The following is a 20,520-nucleotide window of genomic DNA, read 5'->3' as shown; positions in this document are numbered from 1 at the left end:
CCAAAACGACTTAATCTCTAAAAAAGAGGTGATCCACAGCATGCAAAGAGTTAACCCGTATGTACTTTTAGTGATCGCAAACTTAATATGGGGCGGGAATTTTGTGATTGGACGTGCGATAGCGAGCAGTTTACCGCCAGTAACACTCTCTTTTTTGCGATGGTGCATCGCATTTCTCATTTTTCTTCCGTTCGCGGTCCCGTTTTTACGAAAAGAGTGGCCGATGCTAAAAAAACACTGGCAAGTCGTCCTTATCTTATCGATCACTGGGATCACGGGCTTTAACACGCTTTTATACATTGCCCTGCACTATACGACGTCAATAAATGCATCCATCGTTAACACATCAACACCGATTCTGCTCTTCCTATTGTCGTTTGTTTTTCTCAAAGAGAAGCTTAACACCAAACAGGTGGCAGGAGCGTTACTTTCACTCGTTGGACTTCTATTTATTATCTCTAAAGGCTCACTCGCTGTTTTACTGCAGCTGTCGTTTAATAAAGGTGACTTGATCGTGATTGGGGCTGTTATCTGCTGGAGTATTTATTCGCTTCTTATTCGAAGATATGCGGGGATTCTCCCTACATACAGCACGTTTGTTGTAACGGCATTTCTTGGCATCCTCATCTTGCTGCCATTTTCAATAGTAGAGATGCAAACTAAAGAAATTGTATGGTCATTAGCTACTATCGCAACCATTCTTTATACGGGAATCTTTGCATCGATCGTTGCGTTCATGTCCTGGAATACAGCGGTTGAGCGGGTCGGGCCGAGTAAAGCTGGAGTCTTTTTGAACCTTATTCCTGTGTTTGCTGCGATCTTTGCTGTTCTTTTTATCGACGAAACGCTCGCATGGTATCAAGCAGCTGGAGGTATGCTCGTTATACTAGGTGTTTTTATCTCAACACGCGTTACAAAAAAAGAAAAGCATATACAAAAGGCAAGTAGAAGCGTTAAAGTGATAAGTAAATAATTTACAAAATTTACGAAACTTTTCTTATGATTCACTCGTATTAGAATGTGAAAAGAGAGAGTTATGATAGGAGGAATTGGGGAGCACATGACAACACATACGTTAGAACTTAAGAACTTAACGAAAAAGATCAAAGGCAAGACCATTGTGGATGATCTATCGTTTTCTGTAAGAGAAGGTGAGATTTTCGGTCTGCTCGGTCCGAACGGGGCGGGTAAGACGACAACGATTCGAATGATCGTTGGGCTGATCTCTATTACGGACGGAGACGTTCTGATCAACGGTGACAACATTCGAGGTAACTTTGAAAAAGCGATGGAACGCGTTGGTGCAATCGTTGAAAACCCGCAGCTGTACGATTATATGACAGGCTATAAAAACCTCATGCAATATGCGAGGATCATGCCGGATGTGACAAAGGAAAGAATTGACGAAGTCATTGAACTCGTTGATCTGAAGTACGCGATTCACGATAAAGTAAAAACATACTCGCTTGGTATGAGACAGCGACTGGGTGTAGCTCAGGCACTTTTACATAAGCCGAACGTGTTAATCCTGGACGAACCGACGAACGGACTCGATCCACAAGGAATTTATGATCTTCGTAACTATTTGCGTCTGCTAGCAAACAATGGAACTTCTGTAATCGTATCTTCACACATGCTTGCTGAGATGCAGATGATGTGCGACCGTGTTGCCATTATTCAAAACGGAAAACTGGTCCGTATCGATGAAATTCTAAACCAGGAAGACGAAGCAGACGTGAAGGTTCACTTCCAAATCGAAGGCGACGTTTCGCAGGCAAAACAAGTACTTATCAAAATGAACGAAGAGCTGAACGTCACAGAGTCGGCACAGGAACTAATTGTCCAAACATCGGACGTACGATCCATTGCAGAACTTAATAAACAACTTGTTCTAGCAGGCGTCCTCGTTGTGGGGATCCAACGCAAAACGAAGACGCTCGAAGAACGATTCTTAGAAATGACAAAGAAAGGGGGAGATCTGAATGAAGTGGCTATCCCTGTTAACGAATGAGTGGATTAAAATTTTTAGCCGCATGCGCACATGGATCTTCCTTGCCATTCCAATCGTTATCATTATCGGTATCGCTGTTTATGACAAAGCAACAACAGATGTTGAAGTAAATGAAAATTGGAAGCAAGAACTGACGCAAACTGTTAAGGATGATAAGAAAGCTTTAGAAGAAATGAAAAAAAATAACGGTGATGATTTTTCAACCGAGTTTCTAGAATCAAACATCAAGCAGAACGAATACGCCATCGCTAATGATATCTCTCCTTATGAAACAACTGCATGGCAGTTCATGAAAGACATGGCTTGGATCTCAATCTTTATCGGATTGTTTGTAATCGTAGTGGCTAGTGATATCGTATCGAATGAATTTGCAAAAGGGACGATCAAGATGCTTCTGATCCGCCCTTATAGCAGGTGGAAGATTCTTTTATCTAAATTCGTTGCAACGCTTGGCTTTGCGTTCTTGATGTGGCTCGTTGTCATCTTAGTGACATGGCTTGTTGGTGGCCTTGCCTATGGATTTGGAGGCATGGATCAGTCGTACTTGATCACAGCAGAAGATGGGCAAGTGAAAGAAAGGCTGATCGTGGAGTACGTGTTTGCTAACATTGGAGTAGAATTTATCGAATTAACAACACTTGTGGCTATGTCATTCATGATCTCAACTCTGTTCTTGAGTAACTCGGTGGCAATCGGTGTAGCAATGTTTACAATGTTTGCCGGAAACATTATTGTTACACTTCTTGCTACAAAAGACTGGGTGATCTACACATTGTTCGCCAATATGGATCTTAGTGTATTGATCGATGGACAGAACCAGATGGTTAAGGATTTAACGCTGCCGTTCTCCATTAGTGTGCTCGCGGTATACACTGTGATCATGCTCGCGATTACGTTTACAGTTTTCCAAAAGCGCGATGTAAAAGCTTAATAGAACGAGTAAGAGGCTGACTCTCGTATCAGCCTCTTTACTTTATTTTTCGCTCTTTTCTAAAAGATTGTTGCTTTGTACCCATGTCACCTTTGACAATTGATTGTAGTGGAAGGTGCGAGACTCCTACGGGACAGGCGGGCAGCTGAGACCTTAAGAGTGAAACGTACGAATGTGGCTCAGCGCCTGCCCCGTGGAAAGCGAGCAACCTAGAACGGAAATCAACACTTCCAAGAGCAACAAGGTTTACGAAAACAGCCTTATTTTTTTAACAATACAGGCTGCTTTTCCATAAAAACAAAGATGGTTTCTTCAAAGTCTAATTTATGTGTTTTAAACGCTTTATAGCCTAACTTTTCGTAAAAAGAGATATTCTTAACGCTTTTGCTGCCAGTGTATAATTCGTAACGCGATCCAGCGAACAATTGCTCAATCTCCTGTACTAACTTTCTTCCGATTCCTCTGTTTTGAAAATTAGGATGAACCATGAGCTTACCAATAAAACACGTTCCTTCATTTTCATGAGCTTTGACGGAGCCAATGATTTTACCGTTAAGAAGATACTTTAATACGTGGTGGGTTCTTATGCTTTCTTCCACATCAGTAACCGATTGTGTAAGAGGCTGAATATCATAGTTGCCGTATAGTTCAGCCTCACTCACATAAGCCATTTTTTGTAGCGCAAGTATTTCAGCAGCATCAAAAACAGTAGCCGTTTTTATAATTTCCATAACATGACTCCTGACATGTTTAATTTTAGATATAATATTCCGTATAGAGTCACTTTATCCTTCATGGAAAATAGAAGTGCGAAAAGACAAACATTAGAAAGAGGACAAACATTGGAAACCCAAACAAAACAAAAAGAAGATCTGAAAGGTTTAGGGGGATGGCTGTTATTAGTAGGAGCTGGACTACTTTTAGCGTTGCCGTTTAAACTAAATGCTGTACAAGTGGGATTTGATGCGATCAAAGGTTATAAATTCCATTCGTTATTATTAAAATACGTTGTATATGGAGAATTAATCTTTAATATTGGATTGATCGGATTGAATATCTATCTTCTCTATCTATTTTTTACGAAGAAGAAAGCGTTCGTAAAGACGTGGGTATTTTTGCTTCAGATCACGTTAATCTTTGCGGTTCTAACAGATATTCTGCTTCTGTTTGTAGATGAAGTGAATACAGGAACGCCTTTTGTAAACTCAGCTTCTGCTCTATTAGCGTTTTTCATCTGGTCCACGTATGCAAAGAAATCGTGGCGCGTTCACAATACATTTGTAAATTAGACTCTAAAAAAGGACAAGGGCATCTGCTCCTGTCCTTTCTTCTATATATCTATATATCTCCTATCCAATAACTCTATCTCTACGCTTTTTGTGACTGAAATTGATCTTCTTCTGTAGATCCTTTTAGAGCTGTTGTTGAAGCTGTACCACCCGAAACGAGCTGTGTGACTTCATCAAAATAGCCTGTTCCTACTTCACGCTGGTGGCGCGTTGCCGTATAGCCATCGATCTCACTATCAAACTCTCTTTGCTGCAACTCAGAATAAGCACCCATACCTCTCGCTTTATAGCCTTTTGCTAGTTCGAACATGCTATGGTTCAGCGCGTGGAAACCAGCCAACGTTACGAACTGGAACTTATAGCCCATCGCTGCAAGCTGCTGCTGGAACGTTTCAATTGTTGCGTCATCCAGTTTCTTTTTCCAGTTAAAAGAAGGAGAACAGTTGTAAGCTAATAGTTTACCAGGGAACTGCTCATGGATTGCATCGGCAAAACGCTGCGCTTGTTCTAAGTTCGGTTCACTCGTTTCGCACCAGATCAAATCCGCGTAAGGTGCATAGGCAAGTCCTCGTGCGATCGCTTGATCAAGGCCAGCATTCGTACGATAAAAGCCTTCAGCTGTTCGCTCACCTGTAATAAAAGCGCGGTCGACTGGATCGATGTCACTCGTGATCAAATCTGCAGCATCAGCATCTGTACGGGCGATCAGAATCGTTGGCGTGCCCATAACATCTGCCGCAAGACGAGCAGAGATTAAGTTACGTACAGCCGTCATCGTCGGCAATAGTACTTTTCCACCTAGATGTCCGCACTTTTTCTCAGATGATAACTGATCTTCAAAGTGAACAGCCGACGCTCCAGATTCAATCATGCCTTTCATCAGTTCGAAAACGTTCAGTTGTCCGCCAAAACCAGCTTCTGCATCTGCAACGATCGGAAGGAAGTAATCGACTTCGTTTCCGCCTTCCATGTGCTGAATCTGATCAGCGCGCTGAAGAGCAGAGTTGATGCGTTTTACCACGTGTGGCACAGAGTTTGCTGGATATAAACTTTGGTCAGGATACATGTTTCCAGAAAGGTTGGCATCTGCTGCGACCTGCCAACCGCTTAAGTATACGGCTTTCAGACCTGCCTTTGCTTGCTGAACAGCCTGATTTCCCGTTAGTGCTCCTAAAGCGTTTACATATGTTTCGTTTTGAAGGAGATCCCAAAATTTTTCGGAGCCCTTTTTAGCAAGTGTATGCTCGATATCGATGGACCCGCGTAAACGAATAACCTCTTCTGCTGTATAAGGACGCTGAACTCCTGACCAGCGCTCTTCGTTTTGCCACATATCCTGTAATTTTTCCACACGTGATTGATTCATTAATCTCTCTCCTTAGGGTTTATTAGTTTTTTGTGAGTTGATGATTCTTAGACATAATTAGATAAATCTCTTAATGCAATTGGAACGCGGGCATTTTGAGATATTAAGAATTTTGGTTTTATGGTACGTGTTTTTATATTTGTTACATGTTCGCTCAAACAGGACACTGTTTCGCTCCAAAAACCCCTCATTTCACTCAAAAAGTCAGTTGTTTCGCGCACAAACACTATCGTTTCGCTCGGTAAAGCCCTTATTTCTTCTCAACTATGATCAATACAAACTTCTCACAAGGTTAGGGGTTCTATAATCGGGCTGATACTCCATGAAATGGGTTAATCATTCATTAATTAATATGAAAATCTAAAAGTTGGAACAAAAAATTGATAAAAAGATATACCTACAAAACCTCATAACCTCGATTAGTTAAGAAATCTTGAAACTCATTATTGCGAATCAGCTCATCAAACAACGCAACTGCTTCCATAAAACGGCCAGAATTGAATGACGCCTCATTCATTCCTTGCTTTAACTTTTGAACTTCCTGCAACTTTAGTTCCTCTACCAGCTCGAACGTCACTTTGCGTCCGTCGCGTAAAATACCTTTAGGGTGTCTGATCCATTGCCATACTTGAGCTCGTGAGATTTCTGCCGTAGCTGCATCTTCCATGAGATGGTTGATTGGTGCAGCTCCTTTACCTCTCAGCCAAGAGGCGATGTATTGGATGCCGACACTAATGTTGACGCGCAAACCTTCTTCTGTGATTTCGCCTTCTGGTACAGCCACTAAATCATCAGCCGTTACGACTACATCTTCACGTTTTCGATCGATCTGATTAGGTGTTGGCATGATGCGGTCAAATACTTCCATAGCAACAGGCACGAGTCCCGGATGGGCAACCCATGTCCCGTCATGACCGTCAGAAGCCTCGCGCTCTTTGTCAGCACGAACTTTTTCAAAAGCAGCGGCATTCGCAGCTTCATCGTTTTTAATTGGAATCTGAGCAGCCATTCCACCGATCGCAGGGGCGTTTCGTTTATGGCACGTTTTTATGGCCAAAAGAGAATACGATCTCATGAACGGAACAGTCATTGTAACGAGCGAGCGATCAGGAAGAATGACGTGTGGCTGATTACGGAACTTCTTAATATAGCTGAAAATATAATCCCATCTACCACAGTTAACGCCTGCGGAATGTTCACGAAGCTCGTATAAAATTTCGTCCATCTCAAAAGCCGCAACAATGGTCTCGATGAGTACAGTTGCTTTAATGGTACCTCGTGGAATCCCTAGCTGTTCTTGTGCGTAAATAAACACATCATTCCAAAGGCGAGCTTCTTTATGACTTTCCATTTTGGGAAGATAGAAATACGGTCCAGACCCATTTTCGATCAGTGTCTTTGCATTGTGGTAAAAATAAAGGCCAAAATCTACTAAGCTACCAGACATCGGTTCGTTGTCGACAACAATATGTTTTTCTTCAAGATGCCAGCCACGTGGACGTACGATGAGCGTGGCGGTCTTTTCGTTCAATGTATACGTTTTTCCGTTTCCATTATCAAAAGAAATAGAGCGGTTAACGGCATCCTTTAAGTTGATCTGACCATCAATCGTGTTCTCCCAAGTAGGAGAGTTGGAATCTTCAAGATCTGCCATGAATAGCTTAGCTCCTGAGTTAAGCGCGTTTATCACCATTTTGCGGTCAACAGGACCTGTGATCTCTACTCGCCGGTCTTGAAGATCTTGGGGAAGTGGTGAGATGGTCCAATCACTGTTACGGATATGTTCGGTTTCTGGTAAAAAGGTAGGCATGATCCCAGCATCTATTTCACTTTGCCTCGCTTTACGTTGTTTCAGAAGTTCTTTGCGGGTGTTGTTAAAGTGAAGGTGCAATGACTTTAAGAAAAGAATGCTACCTGGTGTTAATATTTTTTCATACGCTGGGGTAATGTCGCCTAACACTTGTAGATTAGTAGTTTCAATCGTCACTTATTACACAGTCCTTTCTAAACATGTTATTAAACAGATGCACTTAAAATATTATTGTTATATAACAGAAGAGGTAAAAAAATTTACCTCTCGTGTTTTCCCATGCAGCGCTCGCACTCATAAAGATAAGATTCATGTTGTTCCTCGATCACACATCCACATTCCGAACACGTCTTCTTAGGAATATTACGGTGAAGCTCCAAGTAATTTTTCATTTTAAATTCCTCCTGTTTTGTTTTTGATTTGATTATAATGCATTGTATTATAACAGTTTATTTTTTGCAACACCTGTTTTATAACATTTTCTTGTTTTTTATAAAATTGAGTCATCTGTCCAACTGTTTATCCTTGTTATGACTGGGTTTCTTGGAATGTGTTAAATATTTTAAAACTGTTGTAATACAGGGTGAACACATTGCATTTTTAGCCCTTATTTGAATTTTGAGAAAATAACGCTTACAATGAATTCATTCAATGTAAGCGTGGTGATTGATTTGAAAATAGATGATACAGATCGAAAAATATTAGAGCTGCTAACACAAGACGGTAGAATGTCTTATGCAGAGATCGGTAAGGAATTAAGCCTTTCCCGTGTATCTGTTCGCGAACGTGTTAATCAGATGAGAAAAGCGGGAGTAATAGAAAAGTTCAGTGTGGTGATTGACTCAGAAGCAGCAGGAAAGACCGTTTCAGCTTTCTTTGAAGTGGACTGTGAACCAGCCTATTTAGTAAAAGTAGCAGAGAAACTCGTGAATAATCCAAGTGTCGCAAGCTGCTACCAGATGACAGGGCCAAGCACATTACATATGCACGTATTGGTAGAAGATTTTCCTTCGTTAGAGAAGTTTATCAATAATGAACTTTATGGCATCAAAGGTATTTCGAGAGTAGAATCACATATTCTACTCCGAAGATTCAAGAGCCGATCAGGGCTAAAACTATAAAGAATACAAAGAGGATTCGAATGGACAGCTATCCATTTCGAATCCTCTTTTATTATTCTAGTGAAGCAATTATATCAACTAGGTGCATCTTCCTATCTCAAAAACGTTTAGTAGTGCATTAGTTTATGTCCACTTACATAGGTACGGGAACAAAGAACCAAATTATGATTTTATATAGAAAATATTCTGAATATATTTTATAATCAGAAACAATATAAAACGTTTGTTAGTTTATATTTGATTTTTGGTTAACAAACGGAGGTCATTTCTACTTAATTGTACCGAAAAAGTGAAAAAAGGGGAGAGGTGAAGAGAAAATGGCAGGTTTGATTGTAAGGCGTGTTTTTCAGCTAATGCTCTTATTAATCGGTATTTCATTCATTGTTTTTATGAGTATGCATATTGCGCCAGGTGATCCGGCAAGTATTATCGGCGGACCGACGGCGACTCAAGAAGACGTTGAAGCGATCAGAGAAAATCTTGGACTAAATGAGCCGTTGCTCGCTCAATATTTCGATTACTTAAAAGGCATTTTTGCAGGTGACTTAGGGTTCTCTTATCAGACAAAACAAGCGGTGTCAGAAGCGATTATCGACCGTTTCCCAAACACACTGAACCTGGCTATCGCAAGCATTATTGTTGCGATTGTAATCGGTGTAACGGCAGGAATCATATCAGCATTAAAGCATAACACCTGGTTTGACGGATTGAGTACCATTATTGCTCTCGGGGGAATCTCCATTCCTAACTTTTGGTTAGGTGCCATATTAATCCTTATTTTCGCCGTTAACCTTCAATGGTTTCCTGTTGGAGGATTAACCGAACCGTTCTGGACCATCGAAGGAATGAAACAACTCGCACTTCCTGCTATTACTCTTGGGACAGGCTCAGCCGCCATGATCGCTAGAATGAGTCGATCGGCGATGTTGGAAGTTATCCGAGCAGATTATGTAAGAACGGCTAGGGCGAAAGGCGTTCGTGAAAAAACAGTCATCATGATGCATTGTCTTCGAAACGCAATGATCCCTGTGATTACAGTGATCGGCTTGAATTTTGGTTTCTTACTTGGAGGCACCATCATTACAGAATCTGTTTTTGCTATCAATGGGGTTGGCAGGCTCATGATTGAGTCTATTGCAGCTCGTGATTTTCCGATGGTTCAAGGATCGGTTCTTCTTGTAGCCACACTGTTCGTCTTAGTGAACTTAATTGTCGATATTGTATACGCCTTTATTGATCCAAGGATCAGTTACGAATAAACGCGAAGGGGGGATAACATGTCAACGGAAGTAGTAACACAGCAGTTACCGTCACATAAGAAAAAGAAAGAGTTTGCGCTTTTCAAAACGTGGAAACGGCTCATCAAGAATAAGATGGCTATCATCGGTCTCGTCATCATTGCTCTTCAGCTGTTTATGGCTCTTGCAGCTCCAGTCATCGTAGGAGTGGATCCGAACAAACAGAACTTGGAACTGAGTGAACTGCCAATTGGAACAGAAGGACATTGGCTAGGAACGGATAATTATGGACGAGATATCTGGAGCAGAATCGTATATGGGGCGAGGATCTCGTTGTTAGTAGGAATCGGTGCTGTATCTCTTGGTTTAGTGGGCGGAGTCGTACTTGGCTTACTATCTGGTTACTATAGAAGACTCGACGGCATCATTATGAGGTTCGTAGATTTAATGTTTGCTTTTCCTGGTATTCTGCTAGCTATGCTGATCATCGCGATCTTAGGGACAAGCCTTGTGAACGTCGTAATTGCGATCAGTATCTGGTCGATTCCAACGTGTGCGCGTATCGTCCGCGGAAGTGTTCTCTCCATTAAGAAGCAAGAGTACATTATCGCGATGCGATCACTTGGAGCAAGTGACCTTCGGATCATGGTCAGGCATGTCCTTCCCAATTGTATGGCTCCTATTATCGTCTTTGCGACGATGAGGATGGCAACTGCGATTCTATCAACGGCATCATTAAGTTTCCTAGGCTTAGGGGCACAGCCACCAACGCCTGAATGGGGTGCAATGATTGCTGCAGGACAGGAGTACATGTGGACATCACCTCATATGATCGTGATTCCGGGAATTGCCATCATGCTAGTTGTGTTTGCGTTTAATGTTGTCGGTGATGCGCTTCGTGACGCATTAGATCAAGGAATGAGTTTAGACAAATAAGAGGGGGATATGACGTATGGGAAAAAAGTGGTTTGCTAGTTTGCTAACGGTTCTTTTTGTATTGTCACTGGCTTTAGTAGGTTGCAGCAGCAATTCTTCATCAGGCGGAAGTGCAGGGAAAGCTGAACAAGAGCTAACCTATGCAACGACTTCTAAAGTGGTAGGTCTATCACCAATCCTAACAAACGATTCTGTTTCATCTACAGTGATCGAACAGATCTATGAAACGTTATTTGTTCGAGATAATAAAGGCGAAATCGTTCCACACCTTGCAGAATCCTATGAAAACCCAGACGAAAACACGTGGGTGATCAAGTTGAAGAAAGATATAAAATTTCACGATGGGACTCCGTTCAACGCAGAATCTGTTAAATACACGTTTGATAAATTAAAAGATCCAAAGACAGCAGCACCCCGTGCATCACTTTTAGCACGGTTGTTTTAAAAACAGAGAAGCCTTATGGACCGATGCTTGCGGCCTTAACACACTCAAATGCGGCCATCGTATCTCCAACAGCTGATCAAAAGCAAGATCTTATGAAAGATCCAGTAGGAACAGGACCATTTACGTTCTCTGAAAAAGTAAACGGCGATGACATCGTACTCGTGAAGAACAAGGACTATTGGCAGAAGCCGGCCAAACTCAAAAAGCTAACGTTTACAGTCGTTCCTGAAGTATCAACCGCGATCTCTATGCTGCAGACAGGAAAAGTTCAGTTGATCGATGGGCTGGCGCCTGAACTGATGCCGCGTCTAGAGAAGATTAAGAACGTTGATATTCAGAAGAAAGATGGAACACCCGTTTACTACTTGGCATTTAACATGGAAAAAGCACCGATGAACGACTTAAAGTTCAGACAAGCGGTTTCTCAAGCGATCAATCGTGAAGGATACTTGAAAAAGTTAAATGGTCTCGGAGTTTACTCGAACAGCTTCATCGGACCAGAAGTTTTTGGGCATAACGAAAGCAGTGATAAGGGACCAAAATTTGATCAGGCAGAAGCGAAGAAACTTGTGAAAGATAACGGGTTTGATAAAAAAGAGATTAAAATACTAGCTGCTAATACAAGTCAGTATATGAACATGGCTGAAGTCATTCAGTCACAGTTAAAAGAAGCGGGGATAAACGCAAACATCGAGACGATCGAGTGGGGTACTTACCTGGATGTTTCGAAAAAAGGTGACTTTGATATTACGATTGCCGGCTGGTCGAACGTTACAGGAGATGGAAGTGAATTATTGTTTCCACGACTTCATTCTGCAAACATTGATGCGACAAACTTAAGCCGTTATAAAGATGCTGAGCTCGATAAGCTGATCGATCAATCTCGTTCTGTTGTGGATCAAGAACAGCGTAAGGAAATCTTAACAAAAGCAGATGAATATGTGATGACACAGCTGCCGGTTCTGCCGATCTACCATGGCATCGCGTCAGCCGCTTACGATAAATCTGTTAAAGGCTTTGAGATGGAACCTACAGGACAGTGGTCATTATACGGCGTTTATAGAGAGTAGGGATGGATGATGAAAGAGACTGTTTTAGAGGTAAAAGATCTAGTGACAACGTTTAAATCAGCGGACGGTCCATTGCCGGCTGTCCGTGGCGCTTCTTTTTCGGTGAAAAAAGGAGAAACACTCTGTATCGTTGGAGAGTCGGGCTGTGGTAAAAGTATCACAGCTCTTTCTATCATGGGACTTCTGCCATCAAATGGAATGATAGCAGACGGTTCGATCTTCTTTAATCAAAGAAATCTTGCCGAGATGTCACCAAAACAGATGCAGAAGGTGCGCGGAAACGAAGTATCTATGATTTTTCAGGAACCGATGACAGCTTTAAACCCAGTATTTACAGTAGGTTTTCAGATTCGTGAACCATTGATGATCCATTTGAAGCTATCAAAAAAACAAGCACATATGAGAGGAATTGAGCTCTTAAAGATGGTTGGGATTCCTTCGCCTGTCGAACGGATGAATCAATTTCCGCATGAGTTGAGCGGAGGGATGAGACAGCGCGTCATGATCGCGATCGCACTATCATGCAACCCGTCTCTGTTGATCGCTGACGAACCGACAACAGCACTTGATGTGACCATTCAGGCTCAAATCATCGACCTTCTGAACGATTTAAAAGAACAGCTCGACATGAGCATGATTATGATCACGCATGATATGGGAGTTGTCGCCGAGATTGCTGATCGAGTGATCGTGATGTATGCAGGAGAAATAATTGAAGAAGGCCGTGTGGAAGAAATCTTTGAAAATCCACAGCATCCTTATACAAAAGGCTTGTTAGCTTCTGTACCGAATGTTGATGATCCAGAATTTGATCTGAAGCCGATCGCAGGATCGATGCCGATGCTACATGAGCAGATTTCGGGATGCCGTTTTCATCCGCGCTGTCCGTATGCTGTTGATAAATGTATGGAACAATCTCCAAAAACATTTCACGTTACAGATAAACAGAGTGTAAGATGCTGGCTGCAAGAAGAGGGGGTCGAACAGAATGGCGGTAGACGAGCAAGTTCTTTATAGCGTTAAAAATGTAAAAAAGCACTTTCCTGTGCGAGGCGGCATCCTGCAGCGAGTAAAGAACCATGTGAAGGCAGTTGACGGAATCACGCTTGATATTTATAAAGGAGAGACACTAGGTGTTGTTGGTGAATCCGGCTGCGGCAAATCGACGCTCGGAAGAACGATCCTTGGACTTGAATCGCTGACAGAAGGAGAACTCGTCTTTAACGGGAATAACATTAGTAACTATTCATCGAGACAATTAATGCCTTATAAAAAAGAGATGCAGATGATTTTTCAGGATCCGTATGCCTCACTTAACCCAAAACAACGGATTGGTGATGCTCTAGAAGAAGCGCTGATCATCCATACGAATCTATCCTCTTTAGAACGGAGAGAAAAGGTCCTTCAACTTTTAAACGAGGTTGGTCTAAAAGAAGAACACTATGAGCGCTATCCGCACGAATTTAGTGGCGGTCAGCGCCAGCGAATCGGGATAGCACGTGCGATCTCGATCAATCCATCCTTTATCGTATGTGATGAACCTGTGTCAGCATTAGATGTTTCCGTCCAAGCACAAGTGATCAAACTTTTACGTGATCTTCAAGAAAAGCATGGCCTAACCTATCTATTTGTGTCGCATGACCTTGGTGTAGTGCGTCATCTCTGCAATCGGGTACTCGTTATGTACCTCGGTCAGATGGTGGAACTCGCACCTGTTCATAAGCTGTACGAAAATCCGACACATCCATATACGGAGGCGTTATTGTCTGCCATACCAAGACCGACTGTTGGGAGAAAGAGAGAACGTATCCGGTTAAAAGGCGATCTGCCTAGTCCTTCTAATCCACCAACCGGATGTCCGTTCCATACGCGTTGTCCAATCGCACAAAGCAAATGTTCAACAGAAAAACCCGCATGGCGCGAAATTGATGAAGGTCATTTTATCGCCTGCCACGAAAGGTGAGAAGCATGAATCAAACGATACAGGATACACAACAAAAACTTCAGTACAATGCCCTTCATAACCCTTATCATTCAGATCGAATGAGCGTTTTTTCGAAAAAAGGGATGGTTGCGACGAGTCAGCCCCTCGCCGCACAAGCGGGGCTTGATATGTTAAAAAAGGGTGGGAATGCAGTTGACGCAGCCATTGCTACCGCAGCTTGCCTAACGGTTGTTGAGCCCACATCGAATGGGATTGGTGGGGATGCGTTCGCACTCGTCTGGATGAATGGTGAACTGCATGGCTTGAACTCGAGTGGTCCAGCACCAAGGAGCATCTCGATCGAAGAAGTAAAGAAAGCGGGACATGATATCATGCCAAAGTTTGGCTGGCTGCCTGTTACGGTGCCAGGTGCACCCGCTGCTTGGGCGGAACTATCCAACCGATTTGGCAAGCTACCGTTTAAAGAGGTGCTGCAACCAGCGATTTCTTACGCAGAAGAAGGCTACCCATTGACGCCTATTCTCGGTAAGTACTGGCGCAAAGCATATGAAACGTACAAGCGTGAATTAAAGGGCGAGGAGTTCGAGAACTGGTTCCAAACCTTTGCGCCAGACGGACGTGCGCCAGAAGTAGGAGAAATTTGGCGTTCACCTCACCATGCAAGCACATTACGAGATATCGCAGAAACGAAATCAGAATCCTTTTATAGAGGAACACTTGCACAAAAAATAAGCGAGGCGTCAGAAGCGCACGGCGGATTTCTCCGAAGTGAGGATCTCGCTACCTTTTATCCACAGTGGGTGAAACCGATCAGTGTGAACTACAGAGGATACGATGTTTGGGAGATTCCGCCGAACGGTCAAGGAATCGTTGCACTCATGGCACTAAATACGCTAAAAGGGTATGATTTTACCGAAAAAGAATCAGCGGAAAGTTATCATAAACAGATCGAAGCCATCAAACTAGCCTTTGTGGATGCGAAAAAATATGTAACAGACCCACTTAGGATGAATGTATCAGTTGAAGGATTGTTGTCGGAGAGCTATGCTGCAAAACGAAGAGACTTGATCGGTAGTGAAGCTCTTCAGCCAGAACCCGGCACACCGCCAAGTGGTGGAACGGTCTATCTGGCAACGGCAGATGAAGAAGGCAATATGGTCTCATTTATTCAGAGCAACTACATGGGGTTCGGTTCTGGCGTAGTCGTTCCTGAAACAGGAATCGGCCTGCAGAATAGAGGACATGATTTTTCGCTAGATCCAGATCACGATAATGCACTCGCTCCTGGCAAAAAGACGTATCACACGATTATTCCTGGCTTCTTAACGAAGAACGGAAAAGCCGTTGGTCCTTTCGGTGTGATGGGAGGCTACATGCAGCCTCAAGGTCACTTACAGGTTGTGATGAACACGGTTGATTTTCATCTGAACCCGCAAGCCGCACTAGATGCGCCACGCTGGCAGTGGATGGAGGATAAGAAAGTTCTAGTCGAACGCTCACTTCCACCGCATATTGTTGATGACCTAGCGAGAAGAGGTCATGTCGTTCAAGTGGCAGCAGATTCAGGGAACTTTGGGCGAGGGCAGATCATTTGGAGAGACCCAGAGACTGGTGTATTAGCAGGTGGAACGGAAGGAAGAACAGATGGCTCGATCGCTGCATGGTAACCTACTAAACTCAACTAAGAATAAAGGACTGATCATATGACGTATCTCAACTTGTTTCTTGCCTTCTTTCGGTCGGGCATGCTGGGGTATGGGGGAGGTCCTTCTTCCATCCCGTTGGTTCATAAAGAAGTAGTCGGAAAATACAAATGGATGAACGACGAAGAATTTGGAGATGTGTTGGCACTAGGAAACACGCTGCCTGGTCCGATCGCAACCAAAATGGCAGGTTATATCGGATATCGTGTAGCGGGCATTATTGGTCTCTTCGTTGCATTATTAGCGACAATTCTGCCGACCATTATTCTCATGATACTTCTATTAACCTCGCTCCGAGAATTTAAGGATCAACCATGGGTGCAAGGCATGACAAAAGGAGTCATTCCCGTTGTCGCTGTGATGCTAGCTGTCCTAACGTGGCAGTTTTTTGACAGCTCCAAAAAAGGATTAGGTTTAAAACTTAGCCTTCTTCACATCTTTGCGGGCGTGGTCCTTCTTCAATTTCTCGGTGTTCACCCTGGCATCATCATTGGTGCATTATTGGCTTTCGCTCTCTTTGGACCTTTAAAGGGAAAGAATAAACAGACAGTAAACGTGCGGGAAGGAGAGAAGACAGGATGACGTTTTGGCATATCTTTCTCGCCTTTTTTATACCTGGAATCTTAGGATATGGCGGTGGCCCAGCGTCGATTCCCTTGATTGAAAACGAAGTCGTTGACCGCTATGAATGGCTATCTGTTAATGAATTTACAGAAGTGTTGGCGCTCGGAAACGCACTTCCTGGTCCGATCGCGACCAAGATGGCAGGGTATATCGGATTTCAAGAAGGAGGCTGGTTCGGGGCGTTTGTTGGCGTGTTTGCAACCGTTGCGCCTTCCCTTTTATTGATGGTCGCGTTTCTTGGTCTCGTCTACAAATTTAAAGACTCACCGAGAGTAAAGAACATGAGCACGTATGTAAAGCCAACGATTGCTGTACTTCTTGGCATCATGGCGTATCAGTTCTTTGCAGAATCTTATATAAGCGTTGGATGGATGCACACGCTGTTTCTAGCTGCTGTCAGTTTTTTATTGATGGAGAAAGTGAAAGTGTCCCCGGTGTTCGTCATTATTGGATCACTCGGGTATGGAGCGGTGTTTTTGGCTTAGGTTAGGGGGAAGCGGAACTTCATTGAGGTTTCGCTTTTTTTGTATGTTGCAGAGTTGTAGGTTATGGTCGAAAATCGGATAAATGTTGGATTACCTCGTATAAATGGCAGTTTACCTCGTATAAAATACGGATTACCTCGTAAAAAAAGTGAATTACCACGTAATGAACGACCTCATTACCCAATCAAAGTGTCTTCCCAAATTCATACAACCATATGGTAAGATAATAAAAAAAGATAAGCATGTTGGACAAGGCAGATGCATACTTTTTAAAGGGAAACGGAGGACTTAACATGAGACCGATATGGCTTGGGATCGCGGCAGCCTTTTTCTTTGGCGTCACGTTCATATTGAATCGTTCTATGGACTTATCAGGCGGAAGCTGGCACTGGAGTGCAGCCCTTCGCTTTTTTTACATGGTTCCGTTATTGTGGATCATCGTTTGGATGCGTGGCAACGTGCGTCCTGTGTTCCAAGAACTTAAGAAACGATTTGGCACATGGTTTTTATGGAGTTCAGTAGGCTTTGTGCTCTTTTATGCACCGATTACATATGCAGCAGGTTTTGGAGAGGCGTGGTTAGTGGCAGCGACTTGGCAGATTACGATCGTTGCAGGCTCTCTTCTCGTACCGTTCTTTTATGAAGGGAACAAAGCGGAAGGAGCAACACGCCAAAGAATTCCTTTTAAAGGATTAGGCTTTTCGCTGATCATATTGGGAGGTGTCGCGCTCGTTCAAGTGCAGGAAGCAAGTGGTGTGAACGGCTCCGCTTGGTTGAACGTTGTGTTACCTGTTCTGATTGCGGCGATTGCCTATCCACTCGGCAATCGAAAAATGATGGTTGTGACAAACAAACGCCTCGATGCTTTTCAGCGAGCATTCGGCATGACGATCGCTTCACTTCCGTGGTGGATTGTTCTCGCCGGAATCGGATGGGTGGAGAGCGGACCTCCAACGAACGATCAGTTGTGGCAGACGTTCTTAGTCGCGATCTCATCAGGGGTTATCGCAACGGTTCTCTTTTTCCAAGCAACTGATCTTTGTGCGAACAATCCTGTGAAACTGGCAGGTGTAGAAGCAACGCAATCAGCTGAGATTATTTTTGTGTTAGCTGGCGAGATGTGGCTCTTATCGATCGCAAGCCCAACGTTCCTTTCTATGATGGGCGTTCTCATCATCATGCTGGGCATGTTTTTACACAGTTATTTCGGAAAAACAGAAGTCGTGCAAAAAAAATCTATGAAACTTGCAAAATGATGAATAAAAATATGTGAGCTGGGAATAGTAGTACTACCCCCCCTTTTTAAATAGTAATTTGGAACAGCCGTTGCCCGTAGCAGCGGTTGTTTTTTTATGTAGAAAAATCCGTTAAACTGTATACAGAGATTGTCGGGTGTCATCATCTTCCCCTTGTTATTCTTATTTTGAAAGGAGGCGTTGTCAATGGATTCGCTTAAGAGTATGAACGACGCGTTAGAGTATATAGAGGAGCATCTGCAGGATGAGGTCGACTTTAGGGAAGCAGCGAGACGTGCGTATTGTTCAGAGTATCATTTTAAAAGGATGTTTTCCTTTTTGGCAGGAATTCCACTGTCAGAATACGTTCGCCGCAGACGGCTGACTCTGGCAGCTTTTGAGTTGCAGCACAGCGACATAAAAGTAATTGATGTGGCAGTGAAATATGGCTACTCTTCACCTGATTCTTTTACAAAAGCATTTCAGCAGATGCACGGCATTACGCCATCAGAAGCACGTAAAAACGGTCAATCACTCAAAGCCTTTCCGCGCATGTCCTTTCAATTATCGGTAAAAGGAGGAAGTGAAATGAACTATCGTATCGTTGAAAAAGAGGCATTTTCTATTGTGGGTCTCAAAAAACGAGTTCCGCTTGTTTTTGAAGGGGTAAATCCTGAGATCGCCGCGATGTGGCAGAGCCTTACACCTGAATTGATCAGTGTGCTAAAGAAGTTATCGAATATAGAGCCAAGTGGCTTAATCAGTGCGTCAACGAACTTTTCGGAGAGGACGACTGAAAACAGTGAGCTTGATCATTATATTGGGGCAGCAACAACCAACGAATGTCCCGAGAGTATGTCGCAACTAAAGGTGGAAGCATCCACATGGGCAGTTTTTGAAGCAGTCGGTCCATTTCCAGAAACATTGCAGAACGTGTGGGGACGCATCTATTCAGAGTGGTTTCCTTCATCGTCGTACGAACAAACAGAAGTACCAGAGATTCTTTGGAACGCAGATAAAGATACGTCGTCACCTACATTTAGAAGTGAGATCTGGGTGCCGGTTAAGAAGAAATAATATAGTAATTTGGGAAGCATCGGCTAAGTGGCCGGTGTTTTTTTCATGGGAAAAGCAGCATCTGCATAAATTAGCGGATGCTGCTCCTCTCCATTAGATATTCTTCACTTTTTCTCTTCGATAACGCCACATAAACAATAGCGAACTAAGAACTAGAATGATAGCAAAAGAAATAGGTACGAGATAAGGATTTAAATAGATTGTAGTCAGGTTCTGAATAAGATAGTTAGTACCTGTACCAAACAGCAAGAATGCTAGCGGAACATGTAGACCTACACTCGTCATATAATTGGGAGCGATGCTTGATATCCAAGCTCCGACCAATACCAACGCGATCCCTAACAGATAGACACATAGAACAGTAAGAATTATGTATTGAAAAAAGGTTAGATCATACCATGAAACAAAGAAATTAAATATAGAGTTGATCGATAGCGGAAAGAACATGCTCGTGTCATTGCCTCTATACATGAAAAAGAAAAAAGCGAGCTGGGCGGTAATAATGATTAAGGATGCAGTCAAGCCAGTAAGGAGCTTTTGAGAGAAAAGTTTGCGTCCTATTTTTGAAGTATACTGCAGCAGCTGTACGTGATTTCGCTTGTCCCGAATGTATAGTGGCATAAGGATAATTATAATGTTTAGAAAGATAAGAATGGCTACATATTTCATTAAGACATTGTAGTTTTCAAACACCATATCCGTGAATATCGCCTCTGTTGCTCCATTTTCAACCACTTCATCCATGCGTGCATTTTGTTTTGGAGTTAGTTCATGCTCATTAAAACGTTCAGGATGCTCATATTTGTCGATGATCCCATCGCGTGCTTGAATCTCCCAAAATACATCTACATAGTCTTCAAAAATGATTTTGCTGTGCAGTGCAGCTAGTTTTTCGTTTTCTAGATCCATGTTGCTAAATTCCTCATACGTATCAATGCCTGCAGCAACCATTTCTTTCTGTGACTTAAGATACTCTGTCGCTTCAGCTATTCGTTGTTCCTTAATCTCTTTAAAATCTTGGAATTCCTCACTATCCATAGATTCGCCATAATCAACTAGCATTTTTTGCGTAGCACGGAAATCATCTAACAGTGGTCTGCCGTTAGGAAAATGCTTAAATTCAAACATAATAAACTGTTGGTACACAAAAAAGCTAACTAAAAGAAGCAGGAAGATTATTTTTACCGAAAACAGCTTTTTTACCTCATTAAATAAGATTCTCATATGTTCGCGT

General features: G+C 42.8%; 21 protein-coding genes. 16 read left to right on the top strand and 5 right to left on the bottom strand.

All coding sequences use genetic code 11. The features are described 5' to 3' along the window. Window positions 1-40 precede the first annotated feature (40 nt). The 3 genes from IHV09_RS18365 to IHV09_RS18355 all read left to right on the top strand — a co-directional run bounded on the left by IHV09_RS18365 (window position 41) and on the right by IHV09_RS18355 (window position 2,942). Window positions 41-973 carry a DMT family transporter gene (locus IHV09_RS18365; RefSeq protein ID WP_197265164.1) on the top strand — a complete coding sequence of 311 codons (933 nt, stop codon included), beginning with the start codon at window positions 41-43 and terminating at the stop codon, window positions 971-973. Between the two features lie 87 nt (window positions 974-1,060). Next, window positions 1,061-2,011, top strand: a complete 951-nt coding sequence (locus IHV09_RS18360; RefSeq protein ID WP_197265163.1) for an ABC transporter ATP-binding protein — start codon at window positions 1,061-1,063, stop codon at window positions 2,009-2,011. Beyond that, window positions 1,983-2,942 (top strand): ABC transporter permease, encoded by a 960-nt coding sequence (locus IHV09_RS18355; protein ID WP_197265162.1) that lies wholly within the window; start codon window positions 1,983-1,985, stop codon window positions 2,940-2,942. The genes IHV09_RS18360 and IHV09_RS18355 overlap by 29 nt, the downstream gene beginning before the upstream one ends. A gap of 260 nt (window positions 2,943-3,202) precedes the next feature. Here IHV09_RS18355 and IHV09_RS18350 read toward each other — a convergent pair whose 3' ends face one another. Further along, complete coding sequence (locus tag IHV09_RS18350; protein WP_197265161.1) at window positions 3,203-3,673, bottom strand: GNAT family N-acetyltransferase; 471 nt, start codon at window positions 3,671-3,673, stop codon at window positions 3,203-3,205. 111 nt (window positions 3,674-3,784) lie between these two features. On the opposite strand from IHV09_RS18350, the gene IHV09_RS18345 reads away from it, so the two are divergent. Then, window positions 3,785-4,231, top strand: coding sequence for a DUF2569 family protein (locus IHV09_RS18345; protein ID WP_197265160.1), 447 nt, complete (start codon window positions 3,785-3,787; stop codon window positions 4,229-4,231). 79 nt (window positions 4,232-4,310) lie between these two features. On the opposite strand, the gene aceA is transcribed toward IHV09_RS18345, so the two are convergent. From aceA to yhfH, 3 genes are all read right to left on the bottom strand, one after another. Continuing rightward, window positions 4,311-5,597, bottom strand: coding sequence for an isocitrate lyase (aceA, locus tag IHV09_RS18340; RefSeq protein ID WP_197128356.1), 1,287 nt, complete (start codon window positions 5,595-5,597; stop codon window positions 4,311-4,313). 397 nt (window positions 5,598-5,994) lie between these two features. Continuing rightward, on the bottom strand, window positions 5,995-7,584 hold the full coding sequence (aceB, locus tag IHV09_RS18335; protein WP_197265159.1) for a malate synthase A: 1,590 nt from the start codon (window positions 7,582-7,584) through the stop codon (window positions 5,995-5,997). Between the two features lie 83 nt (window positions 7,585-7,667). Next, window positions 7,668-7,799, bottom strand: coding sequence for a protein YhfH (gene yhfH, locus IHV09_RS18330; protein WP_137791063.1), 132 nt, complete (start codon window positions 7,797-7,799; stop codon window positions 7,668-7,670). A 279-nt stretch (window positions 7,800-8,078) separates the two neighbouring features. On the opposite strand from yhfH, the gene IHV09_RS18325 reads away from it, so the two are divergent. The 12 genes from IHV09_RS18325 (at window position 8,079) to IHV09_RS18275 (ending at window position 19,286) form a co-directional block, all read left to right on the top strand. Further along, window positions 8,079-8,528: an Lrp/AsnC family transcriptional regulator gene (locus IHV09_RS18325; RefSeq protein ID WP_191754264.1), complete on the top strand. Its 450-nt coding sequence runs from the start codon at window positions 8,079-8,081 to the stop codon at window positions 8,526-8,528. A 317-nt stretch (window positions 8,529-8,845) separates the two neighbouring features. Continuing rightward, on the top strand, window positions 8,846-9,787 hold the full coding sequence (gene nikB / locus IHV09_RS18320) for a nickel ABC transporter permease (RefSeq protein WP_197265158.1): 942 nt from the start codon (window positions 8,846-8,848) through the stop codon (window positions 9,785-9,787). Window positions 9,788-9,805: 18 nt separating this feature from the next. Next, window positions 9,806-10,702 (top strand): ABC transporter permease, encoded by an 897-nt coding sequence (locus tag IHV09_RS18315; RefSeq protein ID WP_197265157.1) that lies wholly within the window; start codon window positions 9,806-9,808, stop codon window positions 10,700-10,702. Window positions 10,703-10,718: 16 nt separating this feature from the next. Then, on the top strand, window positions 10,719-11,147 hold the full coding sequence (locus IHV09_RS22850) for an ABC transporter substrate-binding protein (RefSeq protein WP_370568999.1): 429 nt from the start codon (window positions 10,719-10,721) through the stop codon (window positions 11,145-11,147). 23 nt (window positions 11,148-11,170) lie between these two features. Further along, window positions 11,171-12,217 carry an ABC transporter substrate-binding protein gene (locus IHV09_RS18310; protein ID WP_370568998.1) on the top strand — a complete coding sequence of 349 codons (1,047 nt, stop codon included), beginning with the start codon at window positions 11,171-11,173 and terminating at the stop codon, window positions 12,215-12,217. Between the two features lie 9 nt (window positions 12,218-12,226). Further along, a complete protein-coding gene (locus IHV09_RS18305) occupies window positions 12,227-13,234 on the top strand; it encodes an ABC transporter ATP-binding protein (RefSeq protein WP_197265199.1) in 1,008 nt (335 codons plus the stop codon). Beyond that, complete coding sequence (locus IHV09_RS18300) at window positions 13,206-14,180, top strand: ABC transporter ATP-binding protein (protein ID WP_197265156.1); 975 nt, start codon at window positions 13,206-13,208, stop codon at window positions 14,178-14,180. Before IHV09_RS18305 ends, IHV09_RS18300 begins: the two co-directional genes overlap by 29 nt. A gap of 5 nt (window positions 14,181-14,185) precedes the next feature. Beyond that, window positions 14,186-15,829 carry a gamma-glutamyltransferase family protein gene (locus IHV09_RS18295; RefSeq protein ID WP_197265155.1) on the top strand — a complete coding sequence of 548 codons (1,644 nt, stop codon included), beginning with the start codon at window positions 14,186-14,188 and terminating at the stop codon, window positions 15,827-15,829. A gap of 36 nt (window positions 15,830-15,865) precedes the next feature. Then, window positions 15,866-16,447, top strand: a complete 582-nt coding sequence (locus tag IHV09_RS18290) for a chromate transporter (RefSeq protein ID WP_197265154.1) — start codon at window positions 15,866-15,868, stop codon at window positions 16,445-16,447. After that, a complete protein-coding gene (locus tag IHV09_RS18285; protein WP_197190111.1) occupies window positions 16,444-16,974 on the top strand; it encodes a chromate transporter in 531 nt (176 codons plus the stop codon). Before IHV09_RS18290 ends, IHV09_RS18285 begins: the two co-directional genes overlap by 4 nt. Before the next feature lie 293 nt (window positions 16,975-17,267). After that, on the top strand, window positions 17,268-18,230 hold the full coding sequence (locus IHV09_RS18280; protein WP_197265153.1) for a DMT family transporter: 963 nt from the start codon (window positions 17,268-17,270) through the stop codon (window positions 18,228-18,230). A 186-nt stretch (window positions 18,231-18,416) separates the two neighbouring features. Then, window positions 18,417-19,286 carry an AraC family transcriptional regulator gene (locus IHV09_RS18275; RefSeq protein WP_197265152.1) on the top strand — a complete coding sequence of 290 codons (870 nt, stop codon included), beginning with the start codon at window positions 18,417-18,419 and terminating at the stop codon, window positions 19,284-19,286. A gap of 93 nt (window positions 19,287-19,379) precedes the next feature. On the opposite strand, the gene IHV09_RS18270 is transcribed toward IHV09_RS18275, so the two are convergent. Then, window positions 19,380-20,510: a hypothetical protein gene (locus IHV09_RS18270; protein WP_197265151.1), complete on the bottom strand. Its 1,131-nt coding sequence runs from the start codon at window positions 20,508-20,510 to the stop codon at window positions 19,380-19,382. Window positions 20,511-20,520 lie beyond the last annotated feature (10 nt).

The sequence above is a fragment of the Fictibacillus sp. 23RED33 genome (assembly GCF_015903925.1).
Classification (GTDB): Bacteria; Bacillota; Bacilli; order Bacillales; family Fictibacillaceae; genus Fictibacillus; species Fictibacillus phosphorivorans.
Note: the sequence above shows the minus strand (reverse complement) of the source record. Positions and strands in the feature narration are given on the sequence as shown.